This is a genomic window from Rhizobium sp. PK7-22, from assembly GCF_056530405.1.
In genome coordinates this window covers 3,386,511-3,409,928 of the sequence record NZ_CP096514.1, presented here as the reverse complement: position 1 = coordinate 3,409,928, position 23,418 = coordinate 3,386,511, and the positions used below count along the sequence as shown (strand labels likewise).

General features: G+C 64.2%; 18 protein-coding genes. 7 read left to right on the top strand and 11 right to left on the bottom strand.

All coding sequences use genetic code 11. From position 1 onward, the window contains the following. Positions 1–13: 13 nt before the first annotated feature. The 3 genes from M1E10_RS21505 to mazF all read left to right on the top strand — a co-directional run bounded on the left by M1E10_RS21505 (position 14) and on the right by mazF (position 1,213). Positions 14–496, top strand: coding sequence for an alpha-crystallin domain-containing protein (locus tag M1E10_RS21505; protein WP_499174813.1), 483 nt, complete (start codon positions 14–16; stop codon positions 494–496). 142 nt (positions 497–638) lie between these two features. Beyond that, positions 639–881, top strand: coding sequence for an AbrB/MazE/SpoVT family DNA-binding domain-containing protein (locus M1E10_RS21500; RefSeq protein WP_499174812.1), 243 nt, complete (start codon positions 639–641; stop codon positions 879–881). Then, on the top strand, positions 881–1,213 hold the full coding sequence (gene mazF, locus M1E10_RS21495; protein WP_499174811.1) for a putative type II toxin-antitoxin system PemK/MazF family toxin: 333 nt from the start codon (positions 881–883) through the stop codon (positions 1,211–1,213). Before M1E10_RS21500 ends, mazF begins: the two co-directional genes overlap by 1 nt. Here the strand turns inward: mazF and M1E10_RS21490 are convergent. Continuing rightward, positions 1,210–2,256: a threonine aldolase family protein gene (locus M1E10_RS21490; RefSeq protein ID WP_499174810.1), complete on the bottom strand. Its 1,047-nt coding sequence runs from the start codon at positions 2,254–2,256 to the stop codon at positions 1,210–1,212. The two genes, mazF and M1E10_RS21490, sit on opposite strands and share 4 nt — an antisense overlap. A 383-nt stretch (positions 2,257–2,639) precedes the next feature. Between M1E10_RS21490 and gltB the strand changes: the two genes are divergently transcribed. Both gltB and M1E10_RS21480 read left to right on the top strand, forming a co-directional pair. After that, positions 2,640–7,364 (top strand): glutamate synthase family protein, encoded by a 4,725-nt coding sequence (gene gltB, locus M1E10_RS21485; protein ID WP_499174809.1) that lies wholly within the window; start codon positions 2,640–2,642, stop codon positions 7,362–7,364. A 177-nt stretch (positions 7,365–7,541) separates the two neighbouring features. After that, entirely contained in the window at positions 7,542–8,996 is a 1,455-nt protein-coding gene (locus M1E10_RS21480) for a glutamate synthase subunit beta (protein WP_499174808.1), read from the top strand. A gap of 27 nt (positions 8,997–9,023) precedes the next feature. Here M1E10_RS21480 and M1E10_RS21475 read toward each other — a convergent pair whose 3' ends face one another. Both M1E10_RS21475 and M1E10_RS21470 read right to left on the bottom strand, forming a co-directional pair. After that, a complete protein-coding gene (locus tag M1E10_RS21475; RefSeq protein WP_499177260.1) occupies positions 9,024–10,190 on the bottom strand; it encodes an SGNH/GDSL hydrolase family protein in 1,167 nt (388 codons plus the stop codon). Positions 10,191–10,310: 120 nt separating this feature from the next. After that, positions 10,311–11,531, bottom strand: a complete 1,221-nt coding sequence (locus M1E10_RS21470; protein WP_499174807.1) for a lytic murein transglycosylase — start codon at positions 11,529–11,531, stop codon at positions 10,311–10,313. Between the two features lie 199 nt (positions 11,532–11,730). On the opposite strand from M1E10_RS21470, the gene galU reads away from it, so the two are divergent. Further along, complete coding sequence (galU, locus tag M1E10_RS21465) at positions 11,731–12,615, top strand: UTP--glucose-1-phosphate uridylyltransferase (RefSeq protein ID WP_499174806.1); 885 nt, start codon at positions 11,731–11,733, stop codon at positions 12,613–12,615. Between the two features lie 54 nt (positions 12,616–12,669). On the opposite strand, the gene M1E10_RS21460 is transcribed toward galU, so the two are convergent. Continuing rightward, positions 12,670–14,298 (bottom strand): outer membrane beta-barrel protein, encoded by a 1,629-nt coding sequence (locus tag M1E10_RS21460; protein ID WP_499174805.1) that lies wholly within the window; start codon positions 14,296–14,298, stop codon positions 12,670–12,672. Positions 14,299–14,437: 139 nt separating this feature from the next. On the opposite strand from M1E10_RS21460, the gene M1E10_RS21455 reads away from it, so the two are divergent. Then, complete coding sequence (locus tag M1E10_RS21455) at positions 14,438–15,433, top strand: KpsF/GutQ family sugar-phosphate isomerase (protein ID WP_499177259.1); 996 nt, start codon at positions 14,438–14,440, stop codon at positions 15,431–15,433. Here M1E10_RS21455 and M1E10_RS21450 read toward each other — a convergent pair whose 3' ends face one another. The 7 genes from M1E10_RS21450 to M1E10_RS21420 all read right to left on the bottom strand — a co-directional run bounded on the left by M1E10_RS21450 (position 15,434) and on the right by M1E10_RS21420 (position 23,388). After that, positions 15,434–15,889 (bottom strand): NfeD family protein, encoded by a 456-nt coding sequence (locus M1E10_RS21450; RefSeq protein WP_499174804.1) that lies wholly within the window; start codon positions 15,887–15,889, stop codon positions 15,434–15,436. A 3-nt stretch (positions 15,890–15,892) separates the two neighbouring features. Next, complete coding sequence (locus M1E10_RS21445; protein WP_499177258.1) at positions 15,893–16,942, bottom strand: SPFH domain-containing protein; 1,050 nt, start codon at positions 16,940–16,942, stop codon at positions 15,893–15,895. Positions 16,943–17,023: 81 nt separating this feature from the next. Beyond that, on the bottom strand, positions 17,024–18,058 hold the full coding sequence (gene hemH / locus M1E10_RS21440; RefSeq protein WP_499174803.1) for a ferrochelatase: 1,035 nt from the start codon (positions 18,056–18,058) through the stop codon (positions 17,024–17,026). A 121-nt stretch (positions 18,059–18,179) separates the two neighbouring features. Next, complete coding sequence (locus M1E10_RS21435) at positions 18,180–20,174, bottom strand: 5'-nucleotidase C-terminal domain-containing protein (protein WP_499174802.1); 1,995 nt, start codon at positions 20,172–20,174, stop codon at positions 18,180–18,182. Between the two features lie 212 nt (positions 20,175–20,386). Further along, entirely contained in the window at positions 20,387–20,755 is a 369-nt protein-coding gene (gene omp10 / locus M1E10_RS21430; RefSeq protein WP_499174801.1) for an outer membrane lipoprotein Omp10, read from the bottom strand. Between the two features lie 157 nt (positions 20,756–20,912). After that, positions 20,913–22,355 (bottom strand): homospermidine synthase, encoded by a 1,443-nt coding sequence (locus M1E10_RS21425; RefSeq protein ID WP_499174800.1) that lies wholly within the window; start codon positions 22,353–22,355, stop codon positions 20,913–20,915. Between the two features lie 136 nt (positions 22,356–22,491). Beyond that, complete coding sequence (locus M1E10_RS21420) at positions 22,492–23,388, bottom strand: LysR family transcriptional regulator (RefSeq protein ID WP_499174799.1); 897 nt, start codon at positions 23,386–23,388, stop codon at positions 22,492–22,494. Positions 23,389–23,418 lie beyond the last annotated feature (30 nt).

The following is a 23,418-nucleotide window of genomic DNA, read 5'->3' as shown; positions in this document are numbered from 1 at the left end:
CAGGAGGACACACATGCGTCACGTCGACTTCGCCCCCCTTTATCGCTCGACCGTCGGTTTCGACCGTCTCTTCAACCTTCTCGACACCCGTGGACAGCCGGAGCAGGCCCAGACCTATCCGCCCTACAACATCGAACGCACCGGCGATAACACCTACCGGATCACCATGGCCGTGGCCGGCTTCGACGAGCAGGAGCTCAGCATCGAAGCCCATGCCCACGTGCTGACGGTGAAGGGTGAAAAGACCGAGGAAGACAGCACCGGCGATAGCGAATATCTCTACCGCGGTATTGCCAAGCGCGCCTTCGAGCGCCGCTTCCAGCTTGCCGACCACGTCGAGGTCCAGACCGCTTCGCTGAAGAACGGGCTGCTGCACATCGATCTTCTCCGCAACATTCCGGAAGCCATGAAGCCGCGCCGCATTGCGATCGCTGCCGAGGCCAATGATGCGCCGAAGACCATCGAGGCACAGGTCGCCCCGCAGCAGATCAACTAATCTCCACCTCTGCCAGACATCAGGCGGCTCCTCCTCGCGGAGGGGCCGTTTTTCTGTGCACTGCTGAACCGCCTGCAGCGAGCTTGATCGCCGTGCCTGCTGCATGTAGTGTATCGACATTGTCTATACGGAGCCGCTCCCGATGCGTGTCACGATCAAGAAGTGGGGAAACAGCGCCGCGGTGCGAATTCCCTCTGCCGTCATGGAGGCCGCCCGGATCGCTCCCGATGCGATCGTCGACATCTCGGAGGAAGAGGGGCGGATCGTAATCGTTCCGCTTCGCGAAACCGGCCACGACCTTGCGTCGCTGATTGCCGGGATCACGCCGGACAATCTTCACGAGGAGGCCGACTTCGGCGCTCCTGTCGGGCGGGAGATCCTGTAGTGACGGCCTGGGTGCCGGAGGCGGGCGACGTGGTCTGGCTTCAGTTCTCGCCGCAGGCCGGGCACGAACAGGCGGGTCATCGACCTGCGGTGGTTCTCAGCCCTGCCAGCTACAACCGCTTCGGCCTGATGCTTTGCTGTCCGATGACCACCAGAGCGAAGGGCTATCCCTTCGAAGTGGCGATCTCGGACGGTCGGCAGGGGGTTGCCCTTTCAGACCAGATCAAGAGCCTCGACTGGCGCTCCCGGAAGGCTCAGCGCAAAGGCCAAGTCTCGCCGGGAGAGCTGTCGGAGATCCGCGCCAAGGCTTCCGCAATGCTGGGCAAGCCTTAAGCGATCGCATCCAGGAAGGCGTCAACATCGTCCGCGGTGGTTGCGAAGCTGGTGACGAGGCGGATCAGGGTTTCGTCGCCCGACACCGTATCCTGCATGTTGCTCGGCTGCAGCCAGTCGTAGAACTTCGCGCCCTTTTCAGCGGCGGTCTTTGCGGCGGCCTTGGGGATGATGGCAAAGACTTCGTTCGATTGCGTCGGCCAAGCCTGGCGGGCGCTGTTGGAGGCGCGAAGGCCCTCGCGCAGGCGGTCGGCCATGGCGTTGGCATGGGCGGCGAGTTCCAGCCAAAGGCCGTCCTTCAGATAGGCCTCGAACTGGGCGGCGATGAAGCGGGACTTGGAGAAGAGCTGCGCCGTGCGCTTGCGGATGAAGGGCAGTTCCTTGGCCATGGCCGGGTCGAAGAAGACGATCGCTTCTGCGCACCAGCAGCCGTTCTTGGTGCCGCCGAAGGAGAGGATGTCGACGCCGCGCTTCCAGGTCATCTCCGCCGGCGTCGTGTCGAGCCCGATCAGGGCGTTGGCGAAGCGGGCGCCATCCATGTGCAGCGGCAGGCGCTCGGCCTTGGCGATGCCGGAAATGGCCTTGATCTCGTCGAGGCTGTAGATGCTGCCGACCTCGGTCGCCTGGGTCAGGGTGATGGCGGCGGCACGGCCGTGATGGACCGCGTCCTGCGGGTAGCGCGCCATCCGGGCCTTCAGGTTGAGAGGGTTCATCTTTCCCTCGCCGCCGTCCACTGGTATCATGCGCATGCCGCTGAAGAAGTCGGGTGCGCCGCATTCGTCTTCGATGACATGCGCTTCGGTGTGGGCGAAGACGACGCCGCCGGGGCGTTCGACGCTGGCAAGGGCCAGCGAGTTTGCCGCCGTACCGGTTGCGACGAAGAAGACGGCGACTTCACGCTCGAAGAGGTCGTTGAAGCGCTGCTCGATGGAGCGGTCGAGCTCACTCGTTCCATAGGCGGCCGCAAATCGGGTCGACTCACGCATGAGCCGTTCGTTGATGGCGGGATGGGCACCGGCCCAGTTATCTGACGCGAAGAACATGGATGCTTCCTTAGGCTTGGGAGAGAGGCGACCTTAGTGGTTTTGCCTTGAGGATCAATCCGGCGTTTATGATGTTGGGTGGTGAGCAACAAGCGGTCAGCGCAGACGCCTGATCGGGACACAAAGTAGCTGCCTGAGGGCAGCGGGCGGTAATCTTCTATCTGCCCCAGCCGGCAAGGTGTTAACGCGGGCTCTTGCGGCGGGCCTGGAACTATGCGATAGAAAGCACAGGAATAGGTCATATATGTTGTCCTATTTCATTTGAAATCCGCCATCCGCCGTGCCTTCTTGATCCGGGAGGCAGAGGCGGTGTCCGTGTGGCGGGTATCGAAGCGACCGATTGCCAACCACCTTGTCCTGCTGGACCGAAGGAGGAGACGACGATGACGAAGACTGTCGAGACGCATGCTGCCGGCATCCTGGATGACGCGAGCAAGACTGCGGAAACGCGCCCAGCCTTCGTGGCGTCCGGCCTGCCGGCAGCGCAGGGGCTCTACGACCCGCGCAACGAGCATGATGCCTGCGGCGTCGGCTTCATCGCCCACATGAAGGGCCAGAAGTCGCACCAGATCGTCAAGGACGGCCTCTTCATCCTCGAGAACCTGACGCATCGCGGCGCCGTCGGCGCCGATCCGCTGATGGGCGACGGCGCAGGCCTGCTCGTGCAGATTCCCGACCGCTTCTTCCGCGAGGAGATGGCGAAGCAGGGGATTACGCTGCCGAAGGCCGGAGAATATGCGGCCGGCCACATCTTCATGCCGCGCGATCCGGAGCAGATCGAGCACTTCAAGAAGGTGATCGTCGAGGTGATCGCGGAGGAGGGACAGCAGTTCCTCGGCTTCCGCGACGTGCCGGTCGACAATTCCTCTCTGTCGAAGGCGCCCGACATTGCCGCCACGGAGCCGCATCACGTGCAGGTCTTCATCGGTGCCGGACGCGACGCCGCGACCAATCCCGATTTCGAGCGCAAGCTGTTTACCCTGCGCAAGGTGATCTCGAACCGGATCTATGACGCCTTCGGCGGCCAGGACACGGGCTTCTATCCGGTGTCGCTGTCGTCCTCGACGATCGTCTACAAGGGCATGTTCCTCGCCTATCAGGTCGGCGCCTACTACAAGGACCTCTCCGATCCGCGCTTCGAATCGGCCGTCGCGCTGGTGCACCAGCGCTTCTCGACCAATACCTTCCCATCCTGGAAGCTTGCCCACCCGTACCGGATGGTCGCCCACAACGGCGAGATCAACACGCTGCGCGGCAACGTCAACTGGATGGCGGCGCGCCAGGCATCGGTGTCGTCGCCGCTCTTCGGCGAGGATATCTCCAAGCTCTGGCCGATCTCCTACGAGGGCCAGTCGGACACCGCCTGCTTCGACAACGCGCTCGAGTTCCTGACCCGCGGCGGCTATTCGCTGGCGCATGCGGTGATGATGCTGATCCCGGAAGCCTGGGCCGGCAACCAGTCGATGTCGCCTGAGCGCAAGGCATTCTACGAATATCATGCGGCGCTGATGGAGCCCTGGGACGGACCGGCGGCGGTTGCCTTCACGGACGGCAAGCAGATTGGCGCGACGCTCGATCGCAACGGCCTGCGTCCGGCCCGCTACGTCGTGACCTCCGACGACCGCGTCATCATGGCCTCGGAGGCCGGCGTGCTGCCGGTGCCGGAAGAGACGATCATCAAGAAGTGGCGCCTTCAGCCCGGCAAGATGCTGCTGATCGACATGGAGAAGGGCCGCATCGTCTCCGACGAGGAGGTCAAGCGCGAGCTGGCGACGAAGCACCCCTACAGCAAGTGGCTCGACAACACGCAACTGATCCTCGAAGAGCTGAAGCCGGTGGAGCCGCGGGCGCTGCGCCGCGACGTGTCGCTGCTCGACCGCCAGCAGGCCTTCGGCTACACCTCGGAAGATACCCGCATCCTGATGTCGCCGATGGCCACCACCGGCCAGGAGGCAATCGGCTCGATGGGCACGGACACGCCGATCTCGGCGATGTCGACGAAGTCGAAGCTGCTCTACACCTATTTCAAGCAGAACTTCGCGCAGGTCACGAACCCGCCGATCGATCCGATCCGCGAAGAACTGGTGATGAGCCTCGTCTCCTTCATCGGTCCGCGGCCGAACATTCTCGACCACGAGGGCGCTTCGCGGGCCAAGCGACTGGAAGTGCGCCAGCCAATCCTGACGAACGGCGACCTGGAAAAAATCCGCTCGATCGGTCACACGGAAGACCTGTTCGATACCAAGACGCTGGACTTTACCTATGACATCGAGCGCGGTGCCGAAGGCATGCCGGAAATGCTCGATCGCCTCTGCGAGCGGGCGGAGGCGGCCGTCAAGGGCGGCTACAACATCATCGTGCTCTCCGACCGCCAGGTCGGGCCGGACCGCATTGCCATTCCGGCGCTGCTGGCGACGGCGGCCGTCCACCACCACCTGATCCGCAAGGGGCTTCGGACCTCCGTCGGCCTCGTCGTGGAGACGGGCGAACCGCGCGAAATCCACCACTTCTGCTGTCTCGCCGGCTTCGGCGCCGAGGCGATCAACCCCTATCTCGCCTTCGACACGCTGATCGACATGCACACCCGTGGCGAGTTTCCCAAGGAGGTCGATGCCAGCGAGGTCGTGACCCGCTACATCAAGGCGGTCGGCAAGGGCATGCTGAAGGTCATGTCCAAGATGGGCATCTCGACCTACCAGTCCTATTGCGGCGCGCAGATCTTCGATGCCATCGGTTTGTCGACGGAGCTCGTCAACAAGTACTTCTTCGGCACCGCGACCACCATCGAGGGCGTTGGCCTGGCCGAGATCGCCCAGGAGACGGTGACCCGCCACAAGGCGGCCTTCGGCAAGGATCCGGTGCTGGCCCGCACGCTCGACATCGGCGGCGAATATGCCTACCGCATCCGCGGCGAGAGCCACGCCTGGACGCCGGATGCGGTGGCCTCGCTGCAGCATGCCGTGCGCGGCAACAGCCAGGAGCGCTACCGCGAGTTCTCCGGGATGGTCAACGAGACCGCGATCCGGATGAACACCATCCGCGGCCTGTTCAAGATCAAGTCGGCAGAGGATATCGGCCGCAAGCCGGTGCCGGTCGAGGAGGTCGAATCGGCCGTCGACATCGTCAAGCGCTTCTCGACGGGCGCCATGTCCTTCGGCTCGATCAGCCGCGAGGCGCATACGACGCTGGCCATCGCCATGAACCGGATCGGCGGCAAGTCGAACACCGGCGAGGGCGGCGAGGAGAGCGACCGCTATACCCCGCTGCTCGACGGCTCTCAGAACCCGGAGCGTTCGGCCATCAAGCAGATCGCCTCGGGCCGCTTCGGCGTGACGACGGAATATCTGGTCAATGCGGACATGCTGCAGATCAAGGTGGCGCAGGGTGCCAAGCCCGGTGAGGGCGGCCAGTTGCCCGGCCACAAGGTGGATGCGACGGTTGCCAAGACCCGGCATTCGACGCCGGGCGTCGGTCTCATCTCGCCGCCGCCGCACCACGACATCTATTCGATCGAGGATCTGGCGCAGCTGATCTACGACCTGAAGAACGTCAATCCGGAAGCGGATGTCTCGGTCAAGCTCGTCTCGGAAGTCGGCGTCGGCACGGTGGCCGCGGGCGTTGCCAAGGCGCGCGCCGACCACATCACCATCGCCGGCTTCGACGGTGGCACGGGGGCTTCGCCGCTGACCTCGCTGAAGCATGCCGGCTCCCCCTGGGAGATCGGCCTTGCGGAGACGCAGCAGACGCTGGTGCTGAACGGGCTGCGGTCGCGCATCGCGCTGCAGGTCGACGGCGGGCTGAAGACCGGCCGCGACGTCATCATCGGCGCGCTGCTCGGCGCCGACGAGTTCGGGTTTGCAACGGCCCCGCTGATTGCCGCCGGCTGCATCATGATGCGCAAGTGCCACCTCAACACCTGTCCGGTCGGCGTGGCGACGCAGGACCCGGTCCTGCGCAAGCGCTTCAAGGGCACGCCCGAGCATGTCATCAACTACTTCTTCTTCGTGGCGGAAGAAGTGCGCGAGATGCTGGCAGCCCTCGGCTACACCAGGCTCGACGACATCATCGGCATGTCCGAGCTTCTCTCCAAGGACGAGATGATCGCCCACTGGAAGTCCGAGGGGCTCGACTTCTCGAAGATCTTCCACAAGGTGCCGGCACCTAAGGAAGCGACCTTCTGGACCGAGCGGCAGAAGCACCCGATCGACGACGTCCTCGATCGCAAGCTGATCGAGAAGTCGATGGCGGCGCTCGAAAACAAGGAGCCGGTGGTCTTCGAGGTGCCGATCAAGAACGTCGACCGGTCGGCTGGCGCCATGCTGTCCGGTGCGCTGGCGAAGCGCTGGGGCCACAAGGGACTGAAGGACGACACCATCCACGTGACGCTGCGCGGCACGGCGGGCCAGTCGTTCGGGGCCTTCCTTGCGCGCGGCATCACCTTCGATCTGGTGGGTGACGGCAATGATTATGTCGGCAAGGGCCTGTCGGGCGGCCGCATCATCGTGCGACCTCCGGAGAACTCGAGGCTGAAGGCGGAAGAGGCGATCATCGTCGGCAATACGGTGCTCTACGGCGCCATCACCGGGGAATGCTACTTCCGCGGCGTGGCCGGCGAGCGGTTCGCGGTGCGCAACTCGGGGGCGCTCGCCGTCGTCGAGGGCGTCGGTGACCACGGTTGCGAATACATGACCGGCGGCATCGTCGTGGTGCTCGGCGAGACGGGCCGCAACTTCGCGGCCGGCATGTCGGGCGGCGTCGCCTATGTGCTCGACGAGATCGGCGATTTCGCCAAGCGCTGCAACATGGCGATGGTCGAGCTCGAGCCGGTTCCGGAAGAGGACGACATGCTGGAGAAGCTGCACCACCACGGCGGCGACCTCATGCACAAGGGACGCGTCGACGTTTCCGAGGACATGACGCGCCACGACGAGGAGCGGCTCTACCAGATGATCTCCAACCACCTGCATTACACGGGTTCGGAGCGGGCCAAGGACATCCTCGACCGCTGGACCGAATTCCGGCCGAAGTTCCGCAAGGTCATGCCGGTGGAATACCGGCGGGCGCTGGAGGAGATGGAGCGGATGCGGCTGGGGGTTGCGGCGGAGTGAACCGCCTGCGCCTCATTCATCGGCTGCTTGCCGTGGGTGTAGCGGTCGCCGTTCCGGCGGCTACCTTCGTCGCAAGTGGTACTATCGGAATCGAATTGTTTGTACTGGGGGCGGCCTTGGGCTTCGCGTACTGGTACTGGGGGCCGACAGGCACCCTGCTTTAATAGGGGACGACACATGGGCAAGGTTACAGGTTTCATGGAAATCGACCGGCAGGTGATGAAATACCAGCCAGCGTCGGACCGTATCCGCCATTTCCGCGAGTTCACCATTCCGATGTCGGATGCCGAGGTGACCAAGCAGGCGGCGCGCTGCATGGATTGCGGCATTCCCTATTGCCATGGGCCGACCGGCTGTCCGATCCACAACCAGATCCCGGACTGGAACGACCTCGTCTACAGCGGCAAGTGGGAAGAGGCGATCCGCAACCTGCATTCGACCAACAACTTCCCAGAGTTCACCGGCCGCGTCTGCCCGGCCCCTTGCGAGGAAGCCTGCACGCTGAACCTCGAGGACTCGCCGGTGGCGATCAAGACGATCGAGCAGGCGATTGCCGACAAGGCTTATGAACTGGGTCTCGTCGGCCCGCAGCCGGCGACGGAAAAGACCGGCCGCAAGGTCGCCGTCATCGGTTCGGGTCCTGCCGGCCTGGCCGCGGCCCAGCAGCTTGGCCGCGCCGGCCACGACGTGCATGTCTACGAGCGCGAGAGCAAGCCCGGCGGCCTGCTGCGCTACGGGATTCCCGATTTCAAGCTGGAAAAGAACTTCATCGACCGCCGCGTCGAGCAGATGAAGGGCGAGGGCGTCACCTTCCATTGCGGCGTCAACGTCGGCGTCGACATGCCGGTCGAGCAGATGCTCGCCGAGCATGATGCGGTGCTCTACTGCGGTGGATCCGAAACGCCTCGCGCCGCCGGCATTCCCGGCGTCGACCTGCAGGGCGTCCATGATGCCATGCCATACCTCGTGCAGCAGAACCGCCGCGTCGGGCGCGAGAACATCGACAGCGTCGGCTGGCCGGCGGATCCGATCCTGGCGGGCGCCAAGCATGTGGTGGTCGTCGGCGGCGGCGATACGGCGTCCGACTGCGTCGGCACCGCCTTCCGCCAGGGAGCCGTGAAGGTCACCCAGCTCGACATCCGCCCGCAGCCGCCGGAGAAGGAAGACAAGCTGGCAATCTGGCCGTTCTGGGCCACCAAGATGCGCACGTCGTCGAGCCAGGCCGAAGGGGCACGGCGTGAATTCCAGGTGGCGACGCTCGAATTCGTCGGCGAAGACGGACATCTGACCGGCGTGCGCTGCTGCGAGGTCGACGACCGACGCCAGCCGATCCCCGGAACCGACTTCATCATCAAGGCCGATCTCGCCTTCATCGCCATCGGCTTCTCCGGACCGCTGCAGGGCGGTCTCCTCGACGAGCTCGACGGCAAGCTGACGCTCAACGTCGATCGTCGCGGCTCGACCAACGTCGTGGCCAACGATCGCGACTACAAGACTTCGGTGGAAAAGTTCTGGGTGGCCGGCGACGTGCGCCGCGGCCAGTCGCTGGTGGTCTGGGCAATCCGCGAAGGTCGCCAGGCGGCACGTGCGATCGACGAGGCGCTGATGGGTGCTTCGGTGCTGCCGGCCTGACGGCAGCACCATCGGTCACTGGGTGACTTACTGGGTCGATGGCAGAGCGTAATCGTCGATCCGGCCCTTGGGCGCCGGCGGAAGTTCGCCGCGCCGGACGAGCATGTCGCGCGGTGTCTCGATGAGCTGAGCCGGCGGCGGTGCGCCGCCCAGAAGCTCGCTGCCGCCATCGAGTTCCGGATCCGTGAGGCTGATCGGCTGGACGGGGACGGCCGCTGTCGGCGAAGGCGGCAGGATCTGTAGCTCCGGCAGGTTGGTGGCGTCGAGCGTCACCAGTTCGGGGCTGGCCATCTCGCCCAGGTGGCGTCGGGCGTATTTTTCCACATAGAAGGCCAGCTTGCGCTTGCCGGCGGTGGTGAAATTGATGCCGTCGGAGCCGCGCAGACGTGCCTGCTGGCCGTTCATGTCGGAGCCTGTGACGATGAACTTGCCGTCCTCGTCGACGAAGCCGTCCCAGATGTCGACGAACTCACCGCCGATCTTGGCAACCTCGCCGCGATAGACGCCATTCAGCTTCACGGCGTCGCGCATCAGGGACGGTGACTGGAACGACGGCAGGCCCACCCACAGCAGCGGTATCTTGCGGCTGGTGACGATCATGCCGAAGTCGTGCACCCGCTTCTCGTACTCCTTGAACCACGCGTCCGTCGAGAAGTCGACGCGGCCGTCGCCGGTCCGCATCTCCTGGCGGTCGTTGGCGCCGATCATGACCACCACGAGCGCCGGCTCGACTTCCTTGAGGAGGTCGGGAAGCTGGCGAGGCCAGTCATAATAATCCTGGCGCACCAGACCCGAGGAGCCGTTGCTCCGCTCGGTGATGGCCACGCCGGGGGATTGTTCGAAGGCGGTCTTCAGTTCGTCGCCGAGGCCGCCGGCGAGGAAGTCGCCCACCACCAGGATCTGTCGGGCGTTCTCGAGCTTTGCGACAGGATCAGGTTTGGCGGGTGCTGCAGGTGCTGCCGGACGCGGCGCGGAGGCGCGCACCGCCGGCGCGCGATTGCGGCGCGGCTGTGCCTGTTCGTTCTGGCGCTGACGCTGGCGACGGGGTACGACCTGCCTGACGGGAGGGGGTGGATCGATATAGCGTCGGCCGCCACCGAAGATCATGTCGAGGAGATTGCGGCGGGGGACAGGCTCCTGTGCGGCCGCCGGGATCCACTGCAGGGGCCAGGCCAGCAGCAGGGTGAGGATCATCACCGTAAACCGGCTGAATATGCGTCCGCCGCCCATGATCTGCAGAACCCTCGTACTTTTGCTGTGCGCTCTCGCCCCAGACCGCTCAAGAGAGCGATTTGGAGCGAGAGAACGGTCTTGTCAACGAAGCGCCCGCAAAAGGTTGTGCGAGGGTTCGCCGTCGGCCGGCATGCCGAGCCGTTGCTGAATGGCCTGCACGGCCGCCTTGGAGCCTGAGCCGAAGTTGCCGTCGATCTCGCCCTCGTAGTAGCCGAGCTGCTTGAGCTTCGTCTGAAGCTCGAACTTCTCCACCATGTCGAGCGTGCCGTCCGGCCGTGGCCAGCGCTGCTGCATGCCACCGAAGCCGGCGATCTGGTCCGCCAGCAGGCCGACGCCCAGCGCGTAGCTGTCGGCGTTGTTGTAGCGCTTGGTGACGAAGAAGTTCTTCATCATCAGGAAGGCAGGGCCATTGGCGCCCGCCATCAGCTTCAGCTCAGCCCGGTCGCCGGGACGAGGGAAGGGCTTGCCGTTCGGGCGCGATACGCCGAGAGCGGCCCACTGTGCAAGCGTCTTCGTCTGCCCGTCATATTTGGCAGCTCCGCGCGGCACTGCCGCCTCATAGCCCCAGGTCTTGCCGGTCTGCCAGCCGTTCTTGGCCAGAAGGTTGGCGGCGGTCGCGAGCGCGTCGGGGATGGAGTCCCAGATGTCGGCACTGCCGTTGCCGTCGGCATCGACCTTGTAGAGAAGGTAGCTCGACGGGATGAACTGCGTGTGGCCCATGGCGCCGGCCCAGGAGCCGGTGAGATGGTCCGGCGTGATTTCCCCCGACTGGAGGATCTTGAGCGCCGAGATCAGCTGGGTACGGGCAAATTTGGCCCGCTTAGGGTCGCCCCAGGCAAGCGTCGCCAGGGCCTGCGGCACATGGTGCAGTCGATCCTGCTTTTCCAGCACTGCGCCGTAGTTGGATTCCATCGACCAGATCGCCAGCAGGACGTGTTTATCGACGCCGAAATGATTTTCCAGCGAAGCCAGCGTGCGGCCGTGCTTTGCCAGCATCTCCTGGCCGATCCGGACCGTGTAGGGGTTCACGCGTGAATCCAGATAGTCCCAGATCTGCGATTTGAACTCCGGCTGATAGGCCGCCTTCTCCAGAACCCTCTTGTCAGGGCTGTCGATGCCCGCGAACGCCTTCTGGTAGGTCGAGCGGCTGATGCCACTTTTAGCGGCGGTGGCGTAGAAATCCGCAACCCAAGTCTTGAAACCCGTGTCGGCACGGGCATTTATCGGGTTAGTCGCGAGGGCTGCCCCTGCGATCAGGGCAAAGGCGAATCCGCGAAAGCGATTGATGGTGTATATTGTCATCGGCAGTCGTGTCCGTTGCTCTTAAAGTTCATACTTCACCGAGCATGGTGTCCGGCTTAACGAATGAATAAGACATCAGAGTCAACAAACCCTTTACCATATCGGAGCAGGCGGCGTCACCGGTTGTTAAACGGTAGCAAATCAGGGTTAGATAACCGGATTGTGATTGGCACCATGAGGGGTGCTTCAGGAGGTGTGCGTGGCACAAAAGAGAATTCGTAAGGCTGTCTTCCCCGTTGCAGGACTCGGGACCCGATTCCTTCCCGCCACAAAGGCGGTGCCGAAGGAAATGCTGACGGTGGTCGACAAGCCCGTCATCCAGTACGTCGTCGACGAGGCAGCGGAAGCAGGGATCGAGCATTTCGTGTTCGTCACCGGACGCGGCAAGGGCGTCATCGAGGACTACTTCGATATCCAGTTCGAACTGGAGCAGATGCTGCGCGAGCGTAACAAGAACGCCGAGCTCAGCCTGCTTGCTGATCTTCTGCCGACGGCCGGTACGGCGAGTTTCACGCGCCAGCAGGTGCCGCTCGGCCTGGGTCACGCGATCTGGTGCGCCCGCGACATCGTCGGCGACGAGCCGTTCGCCGTGCTTCTGCCCGACATGATCATGTCGTCGGAGAAGAGCTGCCTGAAGGGCATGATCGACATCTACGAGCAGACCGGCGGCAATGTTCTGGCCGTCGAGGAATGCGATCCGGAGATGGCCCACAAGTACGGCATCGTCGGTGTCGGCGACAAGGTCGGCGAGGGCTTCAAGGTGACCGAGATGGTCGAGAAGCCGGCCAAGGGCACGGCGCCTTCCAACTTCTACATCAACGGTCGCTACATCCTGCAGCCGGAGATCTTCGGCATCCTGGAAACACAGGAGCGCGGTGCCGGTAACGAGATCCAGCTCACCGACGGCATGCTGGCGCTTGCCAAGCAACAGGAATTCGCCGCCTATCACTTCAAGGGCGAGACCTTCGACTGCGGCGCCAAGGACGGCTTCATCCTCGCCAACCTTGCCTTTGCCCTGCAGCGCGACGACATTCGTCCGGCCATCGAGGGCCCACTGCGCGAGATGGTGGCCAAGCTCAGCTGATCTGCCAGTCAGCCTCGACAGACACGCGCCCGGGTCACAAGCCCGGGCGTTCTGTTATCTGCGCAAGGTCAGACCGAGGCCGGCCCGCAGTGTCTTCGTGTCGGTGCTGGTGCGGTCGGTGTACTCGTATTCGACGGCGCCGGTCAGATCGAGGTAGCGGCTGAGGTTCCAGGTAAGGCCGGCGCCGGTGATCCAGGTGGTCTCGTCGGAGGCCTGCGGGAAGACCCGCTCCGTCGCCCCGCCCGTCAGGCGGCCGACGAGGTTGTGCCGCAACCGGTGCGTCAGGATGGCGGCAACATTATATTCGACCCAGCCGCTTGCGCCCGGCGCGGTGGCATCCTGCAGCGTCGTGCGCAGGGCCAGCTCCAGTTCGGTGCCGCGTTGTGGCGACCAGACGGTTCGGCCGTCGACGGTCAAGCCATCGAGCGAGGCGAGACGGCTGTCGTCATATTCCACCCGTTCATAGCCCAGTGCCAGTTCGCCCCTCAGCTTTTCGCTCAGATCGACAGCCACGCCACCGCGACCGCCATAGGTCCAGGAGGAGCGCTCGTAGCCGGCGGAATCCTGCGTCCGGTCGTAGAAATTGCGGCCGCCCCGGACTTCCACGAAGGGGATGAGGGCGGGCGAGAGTTCGTAGCCGAGGCGCAGGCGCCCATCGACCAGGGTATGGTCGCGGTCGCTGAGGTCGAGGCGGGAGCCATCCTGGAGCTCGGCATCGCCGTAGATCTCGCGGCTGATGCCGAGGCCGGCCAATCCGCGCAGGATGCCGGCGTCCCGTTCCAGGGTGAGGCCGCCGTTGAACTGCTGAACAGCGGACTGCGCAGAGGCGCCGCCGATGGCGTTGGGGTCGCTGTTGTCCTCGCGTTCGAAGTCGTAGCCGGCGGAGATATTCGCGATTGTTTCATCCGCAAGGTCGAGCCGCAGGTTGGCGTCGATCTGCCCTTCCGGCCTGGGCTGCTCGCCGCCACCGAGGTTGCGCTCGATGATGGTTTCGCCGGTGACGGAAAGCTGGTGGCGCGACCAGTCGGAGGTCAGCGTGCCGCGAATGGTGGTGCCGAGGTAGTTGCGCTTCGTCTCCGTGTCGCCGTCACGGATGGTCTCGCGGTTGATCGACTGGCCGATCGAGGGGCGCAGGAGGAGGGTGCCGAGCCTGATGCCGGTCGGATCGGCGGGAAGCGGCGCCGCTTCCTCTGTTGCCGGATCGTCGAGGGGCGGATCGAGGAGGTCCGGATAGGGCTGGTTCAGATCCTCCACATAGGGCGGATCGTTGACGGGCGTGCTGTTGCCGGAGCCGACCGCGCCGGTCGTCAGCAGGGCCGGGTCTGCGCCTTCGGCAGCACTGCCCGCATCGGAGGCTGCTCCGGCCTGGTCAGTGGACGTTTCGGAGAGGACGGCAGATGTCGGTGCGGCCGCAGGATTGGTGGACGTGGCAGCCGTTGCAGGACGGGTCCGCAGGGGCGTGATGCCGATAGCCGGCGCCGTCGCCCAGGTCCCCTCGCGGCCATCGTCGTTCACCGGGTTCGTCGGGCTGTAGATATTGCGCTCCTGCGGCGCGGCGGAGGAGGGATAGGGCGTCTGCGCAACGGCCATTCCCGGGGCAGACAGCGTCGAGCAGGCAAGCAGGATCGCCATGGCCTGCCGATGCGGCGCCTGTCGTCCGTCTTGCTGTTTCGTCACTGCCATCTGCATGCCCGGGTCTTGCGATCGTTACGCAAAGGTAAAGCCATGTGGTTAACAGTTGGTGTGGGCCTGGGCCGGAGAGGGCGTTTCCGCGACCTTCATGTTGGTGGACTTCATTTGAAGAAGGCGCTAAATGCCGCTGATGACCAAAACCGCATCCCAGCCGGTTGAACGGGACGTGATCGCCTCCGCCCTTCGGACCATCAGCATCGAGAGAAACGGGCTCGAAGCGCTTGAACGCGCCTTGCAGGACGGGCTCGGGGCGTCGTTCCAGCGCGCCGTGGAACTGGTGCTCGGACTGACGGGCCGGCTGATCATCACCGGCGTCGGCAAGAGCGGCCACATCGGCGCCAAGCTTGCCGCCTCGCTCGCTTCGACCGGGACGCCGGCCTCTTTCGTTCATGCCGCCGAGGCAAGCCACGGAGACCTCGGGATGATCTCCCCCGGTGACGCCGTACTGGCGGTTTCCTGGAGCGGCGAGACCGCCGAACTGCAGACCATCGTCGCCTACTGCCGGCGGTTTTCCATTCCGCTGATCGCGCTGACGGCCGGCGAGATTTCGACGCTGGCGCGCGAATCCGACGTGGTGCTTCTCTTGCCCAAGGAGCAGGAGGCCTGCCCGCACGGGCTGGCGCCGACCACCTCGACGCTGATGCAGCTCGCCCTGGGCGATGCGCTGACGGTCGCGCTCCTGGAGGCGCGGGGCTTCACGGCGCTCGACTTCCGGGTCTTCCATCCGGGCGGCAAGCTCGGCGCGATGCTGAGCTATATCGGCGACATCATGCACACCGGCGATACCATTCCTCTGGTGGCCAAGGGCACGCCGCTGCCGCAGGCGGTCATGGTGCTGTCGGAGCGGCGGTTCGGCTGCGTCGGCGTGCTGGATGACGAGGGCCGGCTTTGCGGCATCGTCACCGACGGCGACCTGGCCCGCGGCCTCAACCTCAACCTCGGCGCCATGCTGGTCGACGACATCATGACGCGTTCACCGAAGACGGTGAGCGAGAAGACGCTGGCGACCGCCGCCATGGCAATCCTCAACAAGCACAATATCTCGTCGCTGATGGTGACGGACGACGGCGGGCACCCGGTCGGCATCGTCCACTTCCACGATCTGCTGCGCGTCGGCGTCGCCTGATCAGACCGCCTCGACGCTCAGCTTTCCTCCGTCCGCGGACGTGATCCTGACCTGGGTTCCGGCCGGCAGGTCCGGACCTCTGACCGACCACCAGGTATCGTCAAGATGCACCCGACCGCGGCCTTCGCGGATCGGTTCCCGGAGCGTTGCGGTGCGCCCGACGAGGCTCTCACCGCGCCGGTTGAGAAGCGGCTCGTCGGTCTCCCGGTTGTTGGAGTAGAAGCGCCGACCGAACAGCGCCAGCACGGCGGCGAGTGCCGCAAACAGCACGAACTGCAGCTGCCAGGACCAGAAGCCTGATTCCCAGAAGAGCAGCGACAGCGCGCCGACGATGATGGCCGAGGCGCCGATCCAGATCAGGAAGACGCCGGGCACCAGGAGTTCGGCTGCGAGCAGCAGAAGCCCGAAGATCCACCAGCTCCATGGACCGAGGGTGAGAGCGAGCGCCTGAAGCATCGCTTACGTCTCGTCGCGCGGGGCAAAGGGGTTGATCGGACGGGCCGGGGAGGCCGGTGCCGGCGGCGTCGTGCGCGGCGTTGGTGCGGATGGCTGCGGCGGAACGGCGGGGCGGGTGCGGGTCGGACGGTCGCCATCGCCGAAGACTTCCTTGGCGATCGCTCCGATGCCGGCCAGCGATCCGATCAGCGAGGAGGCTTCCATCGGCATCAGCACGATCTTGGAGTTTGGCGCCTTGCCGATTTCGGCCAGAGCTTCGGTGTAACGCTGGGCAACGAAGTAGTTGATCGCCTGGACGTCGCCCGATGCGATCGCCTGGGAGACGACCATGGTGGCCTTGGCCTCGGCTTCGGCCAGACGTTCGCGTGCTTCCGCCTCGCGGAAGGCCGCTTCCCGCTCGCCTTCGGCCTGCAGCACGGCGGCTTGCTTGGCACCTTCGGCGCGCAGGATCTGGGCATTGCGCGAGCCTTCCGCTTCCAGCACCTGGGCGCGCTTCTCGCGCTCGGCCTTCATCTGCCGGCCCATGGATTCGACGAGGTCGCGCGGCGGCTGGATGTCCTTGATCTCGACGCGCGTCACCTTGATGCCCCAGGGACCGACGGCTTCGTCGACGACGCGCAGCAACCGCTCGTTGATCACCTCGCGGTTCGACAGGAGCTCGTCGAGATCCATCGAGCCCATGACCGAGCGGATATTGGTCATCGTCAGGTTCTGGATGGCGTTTTCGAGATTGGAGATCTGGTAGGCGGCCTGGGCAGGGTTCAGGATCTGGTAGAAGGAGACGGCATCCGCCGAAACGCTGGCATTGTCCTTGGTGATGACTTCCTGGGTCGGGATGTCGAGCACCTGCTCCATGACGTTCATCTTGGCGCCGACGCGCTCGATGAAGGGGGTGATCAGGTTGAGGCCGGGATCGAGCGTGCGCGTGTAGCGACCGAACCGCTCGACGGTGTAGCGATAGCCCTGCGGAACGGTCTTGATCCCCGCAAACAGGACGAGGATCACCAGCACCACTATGGCGAGGACCACGATGTCGAAGCCGCCAAGAAACATGTTCAATACTCCATCTCCATTCGAGAGGTGTGGAGTACCATGTTCCCCCCGAAGAGGGAAATGGCGGCTTCGGACAAGAGGTTAGACCCAGCCCTGCAGTTCCCGCCGCACGACCGTCTCCAGCACTTTCATGCCCTCAGGGCTGTCGTTGAGGCAGGGGATGTGCAGGAATTTCTCGCCGCCGGCGTGTTCGAAGATCTCCGCGGCCTCGCCGGCGATTTCCTCGAGCGTCTCAAGGCAGTCGGAGACGAAGCCGGGGTTCATCACCGCAATCCGCTTCATGCCCTCGCTGGCGAGCTTCTCCATGGTCTTGTCCGTATAGGGCTGCAGCCATTCCTCCGGTCCGAAGCGGGACTGGAAGGTGACCATGAACTTTTCCTTCGGCAGGCCGAGGCGTTCGCGCAGCAGCCGGCCGGTCTTCTGGCAGTGGCAGTGGTAGGGATCGCCCTTCTTGAAATAGGACTGCGGAATGCCGTGGAAGGAGGCGACCAGCATCTCCGGCTCCCAGTCGATCTTCGCCAGCGCCTTCTCCACCGAGACGGCAAGGGAATCGATATAGGTCGGGTCGTCGTGGTAGCGCGGCACGGTGCGCAGGGCCGGCTGCCAGCGCATGGTCATCAGGTGCTCGAAGGCCTTGTCGTTGACGGTTGCCGTCGTCGAGGCGGCGTACTGCGGATAGAGCGGGAACAGCAGGATCTTCTCGCAGCCCTGTGCGTAGAGGTCGTCGATCTTGGAGGCGATCGAAGGGTTGCCGTAACGCATGCCCCAGTCGACCACGACGTTGGGCAGGTCCTTCATAGAGGCCGCCATCAGTTCCGCCTGGTTGCGGGTGTAGGTGCGCAGATAGCTTTCGTCGAGATCCTTGTTCCAGATCTCCTCATAGGCCTTGCCGACCTTCTGGGGGCGCTTGTTCAGGACGATGCCGTAGAGGATCGGGTACCAGTAGAACCGCGACCATTCGATGACGCGCTTGTCGGACAGAAATTCCGCCAGATAGCGGCGCATCGGCCAGTAGTCGGTGCCGTCTGGCGTTCCGAGGTTGACGAGAAGGACGCCGACCTTGCCGAACTTGACCTGCGGGTGACCGGGCGGAATGTGGGGGGCAGTCGCGTCCATCTGTGTAATCCGATTGCTGTTTCAGCGGCTACTACGGTGCCGCGAGAGGTTTGGTTCTATCTAGAAACAAAAAGCGGCCCGGGAAAGTCCCGGGCCGCGTCGCTGGACGGGACAAATCGTCTTAGTTGGCCGGCAGCTCCAGCTCCTGGCCGACGATCAGCAGGTTCGGATTGCGCATGGCGTTGGTCTCGGCAAGCCGTGTCCACATCGTGCCGTCGCCATAGGTGGTGACTGCGATTTCCCAGAGGGAATCGCCAGCGACGACCACATGGGTGCGCGGGGTGCCGGTAGCGGCCGCCGGAGCGGCGGCCTGCCCGGAGGAGGCCATAGGAGCCTGAGTTACCGGTGCTTCGGCTGCCGGAGCGGGAGCCTCTGCTGCGGGTGCCTGGGTTGCGGGTGCCTGGGCAGCCGGCGCCGGTGCTGCGGCCGGAGCTGGAGCAGGGGCCGGAGTGGCCGCCGGAGCAGCTGCAGCCGGTGCCTCTGCCTTGGCGGGCGGCGTGTAGTCGGCAGGCGTCACATCGGTGATGCGGCCGTCCGTATAGGGTGTGTACGGGTTGTTGGCCGTCAGGTAGTCGGCAACGGCCTGTTCCAGGTTGGGGCCGAAGTCGTAGGGGTTGACGGCATTGGTCGCGAAGATCTTATAGCCATCGCCGCCACCGCGGACATAGTTGTTGGTGACGACGCCGTAGGTCTTTTCCGGATCGAGCGGCACGAAGCCTTCGCCTTCCTTGACCTGAATGTCGGTGATGCGTTCACCGGGCGGCTTTGACCTGTCGAAGGCGTATTTCATCCCGGCGACCTGCGGGAAGCGTCCGGCAACCTCTTCGATCTGGCCAACGCCGTTTTCGAGTGCAGTGGCGAGATCGGAGCCCTTGAGCTGGAAGGTCGCGATCGTGTTCTGGAACGGCAGGACCGTCAGGACTTCTCCCATGGTCACGTCGCCCGCATCGATGGAGGCGCGCAGGCCGCCACTGTTGGCGATCGAAAGAGTGATGCCCTGGTCCTGGACGCGGGCAAGCTGCGCGTCGGCCACGAGATTGCCCATGGAGCATTCTTCGACGCGGCAGACGTCGCGGTCACCGACGATCGTGTCCTGGGTCGACCCAACCACCTTCTGCTTCAGTTCCTGGAGCGGCTTGCCGAGTTCCTCGACCTTGGCGGCAATGCCGGCGTCGGCAACGAAGGAGGAATCGAGCAGCTGTGGCGCACCTTCGGCAGATTTGACGACGCCGTTGTCATTAAAGACGACCTTGAGATCGCCGAGATACTTGGAATAGGCATAGGCCTGAACAATCGGAACCTCTGTGCCCGCCGGGTTTGCGACCATGGTGGGATAGGGGCCGGCCGCCTTCTCGTCGGTGCTCGACAGGAGCGTATGGCTGTGGCCGCCGACGATGACGTCGATGCCGTCCACTGCGGCTGCGATCTCCTTGTCGCGCGCATAGCCGACGTGGGAGAGCAGGACGATCTTGTCGACCCCCTGCGCCTCGATCTCCTGAACCGCCGTCTTCAGGTATTCGATCTCGTCCTGGAAGCTGATCTGGTCGCCCGGAGAAGAGGTCTCATCGGTGTCGGTGGCCAGCACCGAGACAACGGCCACCTTCTCTCCGCCCATCTCCTTGATGATGTAGGGCTCGTATTTGCCGGTCAGGATGCTGCCTTCTGCGGCCTTGGTGTTGCCGGAGATGATCGGGAAGTCGGCCGCGTCGATGAACTTCAGGAGCTCTTGCGGGCCGTCGTCGAATTCGTGGTTGCCGATCGCCATGGCGTCGAAACCGATGCCGTTCATGAAGTGGGCAATCGGGCCGCTCTTGAACATGCTGTAGAACAGCGAGCCCTGGAACTGGTCGCCGGCGTCCAGCACGAGGACGTTGGCGTCACCGAGTGCGCCGCGGCGCGTGTCGATGGCGGTCTTCACCCGGGCGATGCCGCCGAAGCACTCGTTCTTGGAGGCTTCGTCCGCCGAGCAGGTGGAATCATATTTGTTGATCGCCTCGATGCGGGAGTGGAGATCGTTGATGTGCAGGATGTTGAGTTCGTAGTCGGCAAACGCGGTGCCGGCAAAGAGAGCCATTGCCGAAGCCGTCATCAGCCCCAGTCTCAAGGTCTTCATCATCGTGTTCTCTCCTGTTTCGTTCCACCGGCCGCTTCTACTGGCGGAGGAGGCGCGACCCGCCTGGGCAGGCGACCTGTCCGGTGGACTTTAGCATGTTTCCATCAAGGCCATGCGACATCAAGGGAAATGTGCAGCGCGGAAGAGAAGTCTGACTTCGACTGCGGACAATAAAAAACCCCGCCGGAGCGGGGTTCATTGGCGGCCCACTGGCCTTAGATACGGCGGGTCAGGGAGAACTGCGCGCCGCTGTCCTGCGTGCAGTTCAGCTGGCTCGGCGTCACCAGCGAGCAGTTGACGCGAGACTGGGTGTTGCGGACGAGCGAGGTCATGCTGATCTCGACCAGTGTCGGCGAAAGACTGGTGTAGGTGCCGGAGGCCAGCAGCGCGTTGCTGTCGGTGGAGCGGGTGCTGAATGTGCCGCCCTGGAAGGTCGAAACGATGCCGTTCGGATCCGCCCATGTGCCTTCGACACCCTGCGGCGCGAGGGATACTTGCTGCTGCTGCATGCGAGGTGGCGCAGACGATACGCAGGCGCTCAGCGTGGCGACGGCGATGAGCACGAGGCTCGCTTTGAATTTCATGGTCAGTGTCTCCCGCAGTTCTACACGGCGGAGGCCGTGGCAACACGATCTCCTATCTAGCGCAGAGTAAAAGGTTTCACAGCCTCTTTCCGCTGCTTTCAACAGGGGAAACGTCCGAATTCGGGACAGTTTCCCCTGTGGAGCGGTCAAGACCGGTTCAGCGAACGAGAATGTTGCGGAACTGCCACGGGTCGGAGGTGTCGAGGTCTTCGGGGAAAAGGCCCGGGCGACCTTCAAGCGGCGTCCAGTCGGTGTAATGACCTTCGACAGGTCCGAGATAAGGCATCTGGATCTCGAGGCAGCGCTTGTAGTCGACCTCGTCGGCCTCGACGATGCCGGCTTCCGGGTTCTCCAGAGCCCAGACCATGCCAGCCAGCACGGCCGAGGTAACCTGCAGGCCGGTTGCGTTCTGGTAGGGCGCGATCTTGCGGGTTTCCTCGAGCGACAGGCGCGAGCCGAACCAATAGGCGTTCTTCTCGTGGCCGTAGAGAAGCACGCCGAGCTCGTCGACGCCTTCCTCAAGTTCGTCCTCGTCCAGCACGTGAAGGACTGGCTGCTGGTTGCCGCCGTTGCCGAACATCTCGTGCAGCGACAGGACCGCATCATTGGCCGGATGGTAGGCGTAGTGGCAGGTCGGACGGTAGACGACTTCGCCGTCCTTTTCGACGGTGAAGTAGTCGGCGATCGAGATCGACTCGTTGTGGGTGACGAGGAAGCCGTACTGCGGGCCCGGCGTCGGGCACCAGGTGCGCACGCGGGTGTTGGCGCCCGGCTGCTCCAGGTAGATGGCCGCCTGGCAGCCCTTCTTGTGCTTCTTGGCGTTCTTCGGCATCCACTTCTCATGGGTGCCCCAGCCGAGTTCGGCAGGCTGCAGGCCTTCGGAGATGAAGCCTTCCACCGACCAGGTGTTCCAGAAGACGTTGAGGGGCTTGGGGTGCTTGGTCAGCTGCGTGTCGCGCTCGGCGATGTGGACGCCCTTGACGCCGAGCTTCTTCATCAGCTTGGCCCAGCCTTCGCGATCGTGCTGGTCCGGCTCGTCAAACTTCAGGCCGGTGTCGTTGGCCAGGTTGACCAGCGCCTGCTTGACGAACCAGGATACCATGCCGGGATTGGCGCCGCAGGTGGAAACGGCGGTCGTGCCGCCCGGGTTCTTCTTCTTCTCGTGGCGCACGGTTTCGCGCAGCGCATAGTTGGTGCGTTCGGCGTTCTTCATGCTCTTGTCGAAGTAGAAGCCGAGCCAGGGCTCGACGACGGTGTCGATGTAGAGGACGTCGAGCTTGCGGCACATCTTCATCAGGTCGAGCGAGCCGGTGTCGACCGAGAGGTTGACGCAGAAGCCCTGGCCGTCGCCCTTGGTCAGGAGCGGCTTGAGGAGCTTCTTGTAGTTCTCCAGCGTGACGTGTTCCTTGATGTGCTTGACGCCGTGCTTCTCCAGGATGCCGGTGTCGTCGTCGCGCGGGTCGATAACGACCATCCGGCTCTTGTCGAACTTGAAGTGGCGTTCGATGAGCGGCAGCGTGCCGCGGCCGATCGAACCGAAGCCGATCATGACGATCGGGCCGGTGATCTCGGCATGCACCGGGTAAGTCGTTTCACTCATATGCTTCTCCTTCAGAGCCGCGGCATCGGAACCGCTGCGCCAGAAGGCCGACAGGGAACGGATGGAAGCGCTCGATCGCTATTTTCGCGCTCTAGATCATAGAATCACGTCACAATAAAGAGGCTGCGAATCGATCTCACGCCGATCGATGGCGGCGCAGATGGTCCACCAGCGCCCGCAGCTTCGGCGCCAGGTTGCGGCGGCTCGGGTAGTATAGGTAGAAGCCCGGAAAACGCGGGCAGTAGGCATCGAGAAGGGGCACCAGCTCGCCGCGCTCGATATGCGTGCGGAAGCTTTCCTCCATGCCGAAGGTGATGCCGGCGCCGGCAACCGCCAGCCGGATCATCAGGGCCATGTCCGTGGTGGTGATCTCATCGCCGACGGCTACCGAAAACTCCTTGCCGTCCTCGGCGAACTCCCAGCGGTAAGAGGTGGTGTCCGGCGCGGTGCGCCAGCCGATGCAGCGATGCGCCGTCAGGTCGCGCGGGTGGCTCGGCGCCCCGAGGCGCTCGATGTAGGCGGGAGAGGCGACGGCGATCTGCCGCTGTTCGCCGGAAACGGGCAGAGCGATCATGTCCTGGTCGATCACTTCGCCCAGCCGCACGCCGGCGTCATAGCCTTGCGCGACGATGTCGAAATGGTCGTCGGTGACGGTGACGTGGATCTTCACCTGCGGGTTCTCGTCAGCAAAGCGCGCCAGCAGGGGGCCGGACAGAAAGCTTTCGGCAATCGAGGAGACGGCCAGCCGCAGCTGTCCGCGCGGGCTGCCCTGAAGGCTTCCTGCCGCCTCGATGGCGGTGCGGATGTTGGCGAGCGCCGGCGAGGCGTCGGCGTAGAGCTGTTCGCCGGCTTCCGTCAACGCCACGCTGCGGGTGGTGCGGCTGACGAGCGCAATGCCAAGCCCTTCCTCCAGCTTGCGGATCGTCTGGCTGACGGCGGCCCGGGTGACGCCCATCCGGTCGGCAGCGGCGCGGAAGTTCTTCTCTTCGGCAACCACGGCGAAGATCGCGAGAGCATTCAGATCAGGAGACATTGGTTAGCTTTCGTTGCCAATATGGTAAGG

What these genes read in the sequence shown, in the direction of transcription:
- gltB (WP_499174809.1), top strand. Translation starts at nt 2,640, where the DNA reads ATGACGAAGACTGTCGAGACGCATGCTGCCGGCATCCTGGATGACGCG.
- M1E10_RS21480 (WP_499174808.1), top strand. Translation starts at nt 7,542, where the DNA reads ATGGGCAAGGTTACAGGTTTCATGGAAATCGACCGGCAGGTGATGAAA.
- omp10 (WP_499174801.1), bottom strand. Translation starts at nt 20,755, where the DNA reads ATGAAATTCAAAGCGAGCCTCGTGCTCATCGCCGTCGCCACGCTGAGC.
- M1E10_RS21490 (WP_499174810.1), bottom strand. Translation starts at nt 2,256, where the DNA reads ATGTTCTTCGCGTCAGATAACTGGGCCGGTGCCCATCCCGCCATCAAC.
- M1E10_RS21420 (WP_499174799.1), bottom strand. Translation starts at nt 23,388, where the DNA reads ATGTCTCCTGATCTGAATGCTCTCGCGATCTTCGCCGTGGTTGCCGAA.
- M1E10_RS21500 (WP_499174812.1), top strand. Translation starts at nt 639, where the DNA reads ATGCGTGTCACGATCAAGAAGTGGGGAAACAGCGCCGCGGTGCGAATT.
- M1E10_RS21460 (WP_499174805.1), bottom strand. Translation starts at nt 14,298, where the DNA reads ATGGCAGTGACGAAACAGCAAGACGGACGACAGGCGCCGCATCGGCAG.
- M1E10_RS21450 (WP_499174804.1), bottom strand. Translation starts at nt 15,889, where the DNA reads ATGCTTCAGGCGCTCGCTCTCACCCTCGGTCCATGGAGCTGGTGGATC.
- M1E10_RS21475 (WP_499177260.1), bottom strand. Translation starts at nt 10,190, where the DNA reads ATGATCCTCACCCTGCTGCTGGCCTGGCCCCTGCAGTGGATCCCGGCG.
- M1E10_RS21470 (WP_499174807.1), bottom strand. Translation starts at nt 11,531, where the DNA reads ATGACAATATACACCATCAATCGCTTTCGCGGATTCGCCTTTGCCCTG.
- M1E10_RS21425 (WP_499174800.1), bottom strand. Translation starts at nt 22,355, where the DNA reads ATGAGTGAAACGACTTACCCGGTGCATGCCGAGATCACCGGCCCGATC.
- M1E10_RS21505 (WP_499174813.1), top strand. Translation starts at nt 14, where the DNA reads ATGCGTCACGTCGACTTCGCCCCCCTTTATCGCTCGACCGTCGGTTTC.
- M1E10_RS21435 (WP_499174802.1), bottom strand. Translation starts at nt 20,174, where the DNA reads ATGATGAAGACCTTGAGACTGGGGCTGATGACGGCTTCGGCAATGGCT.
- hemH (WP_499174803.1), bottom strand. Translation starts at nt 18,058, where the DNA reads ATGGACGCGACTGCCCCCCACATTCCGCCCGGTCACCCGCAGGTCAAG.
- M1E10_RS21445 (WP_499177258.1), bottom strand. Translation starts at nt 16,942, where the DNA reads ATGTTTCTTGGCGGCTTCGACATCGTGGTCCTCGCCATAGTGGTGCTG.
- M1E10_RS21455 (WP_499177259.1), top strand. Translation starts at nt 14,438, where the DNA reads ATGACCAAAACCGCATCCCAGCCGGTTGAACGGGACGTGATCGCCTCC.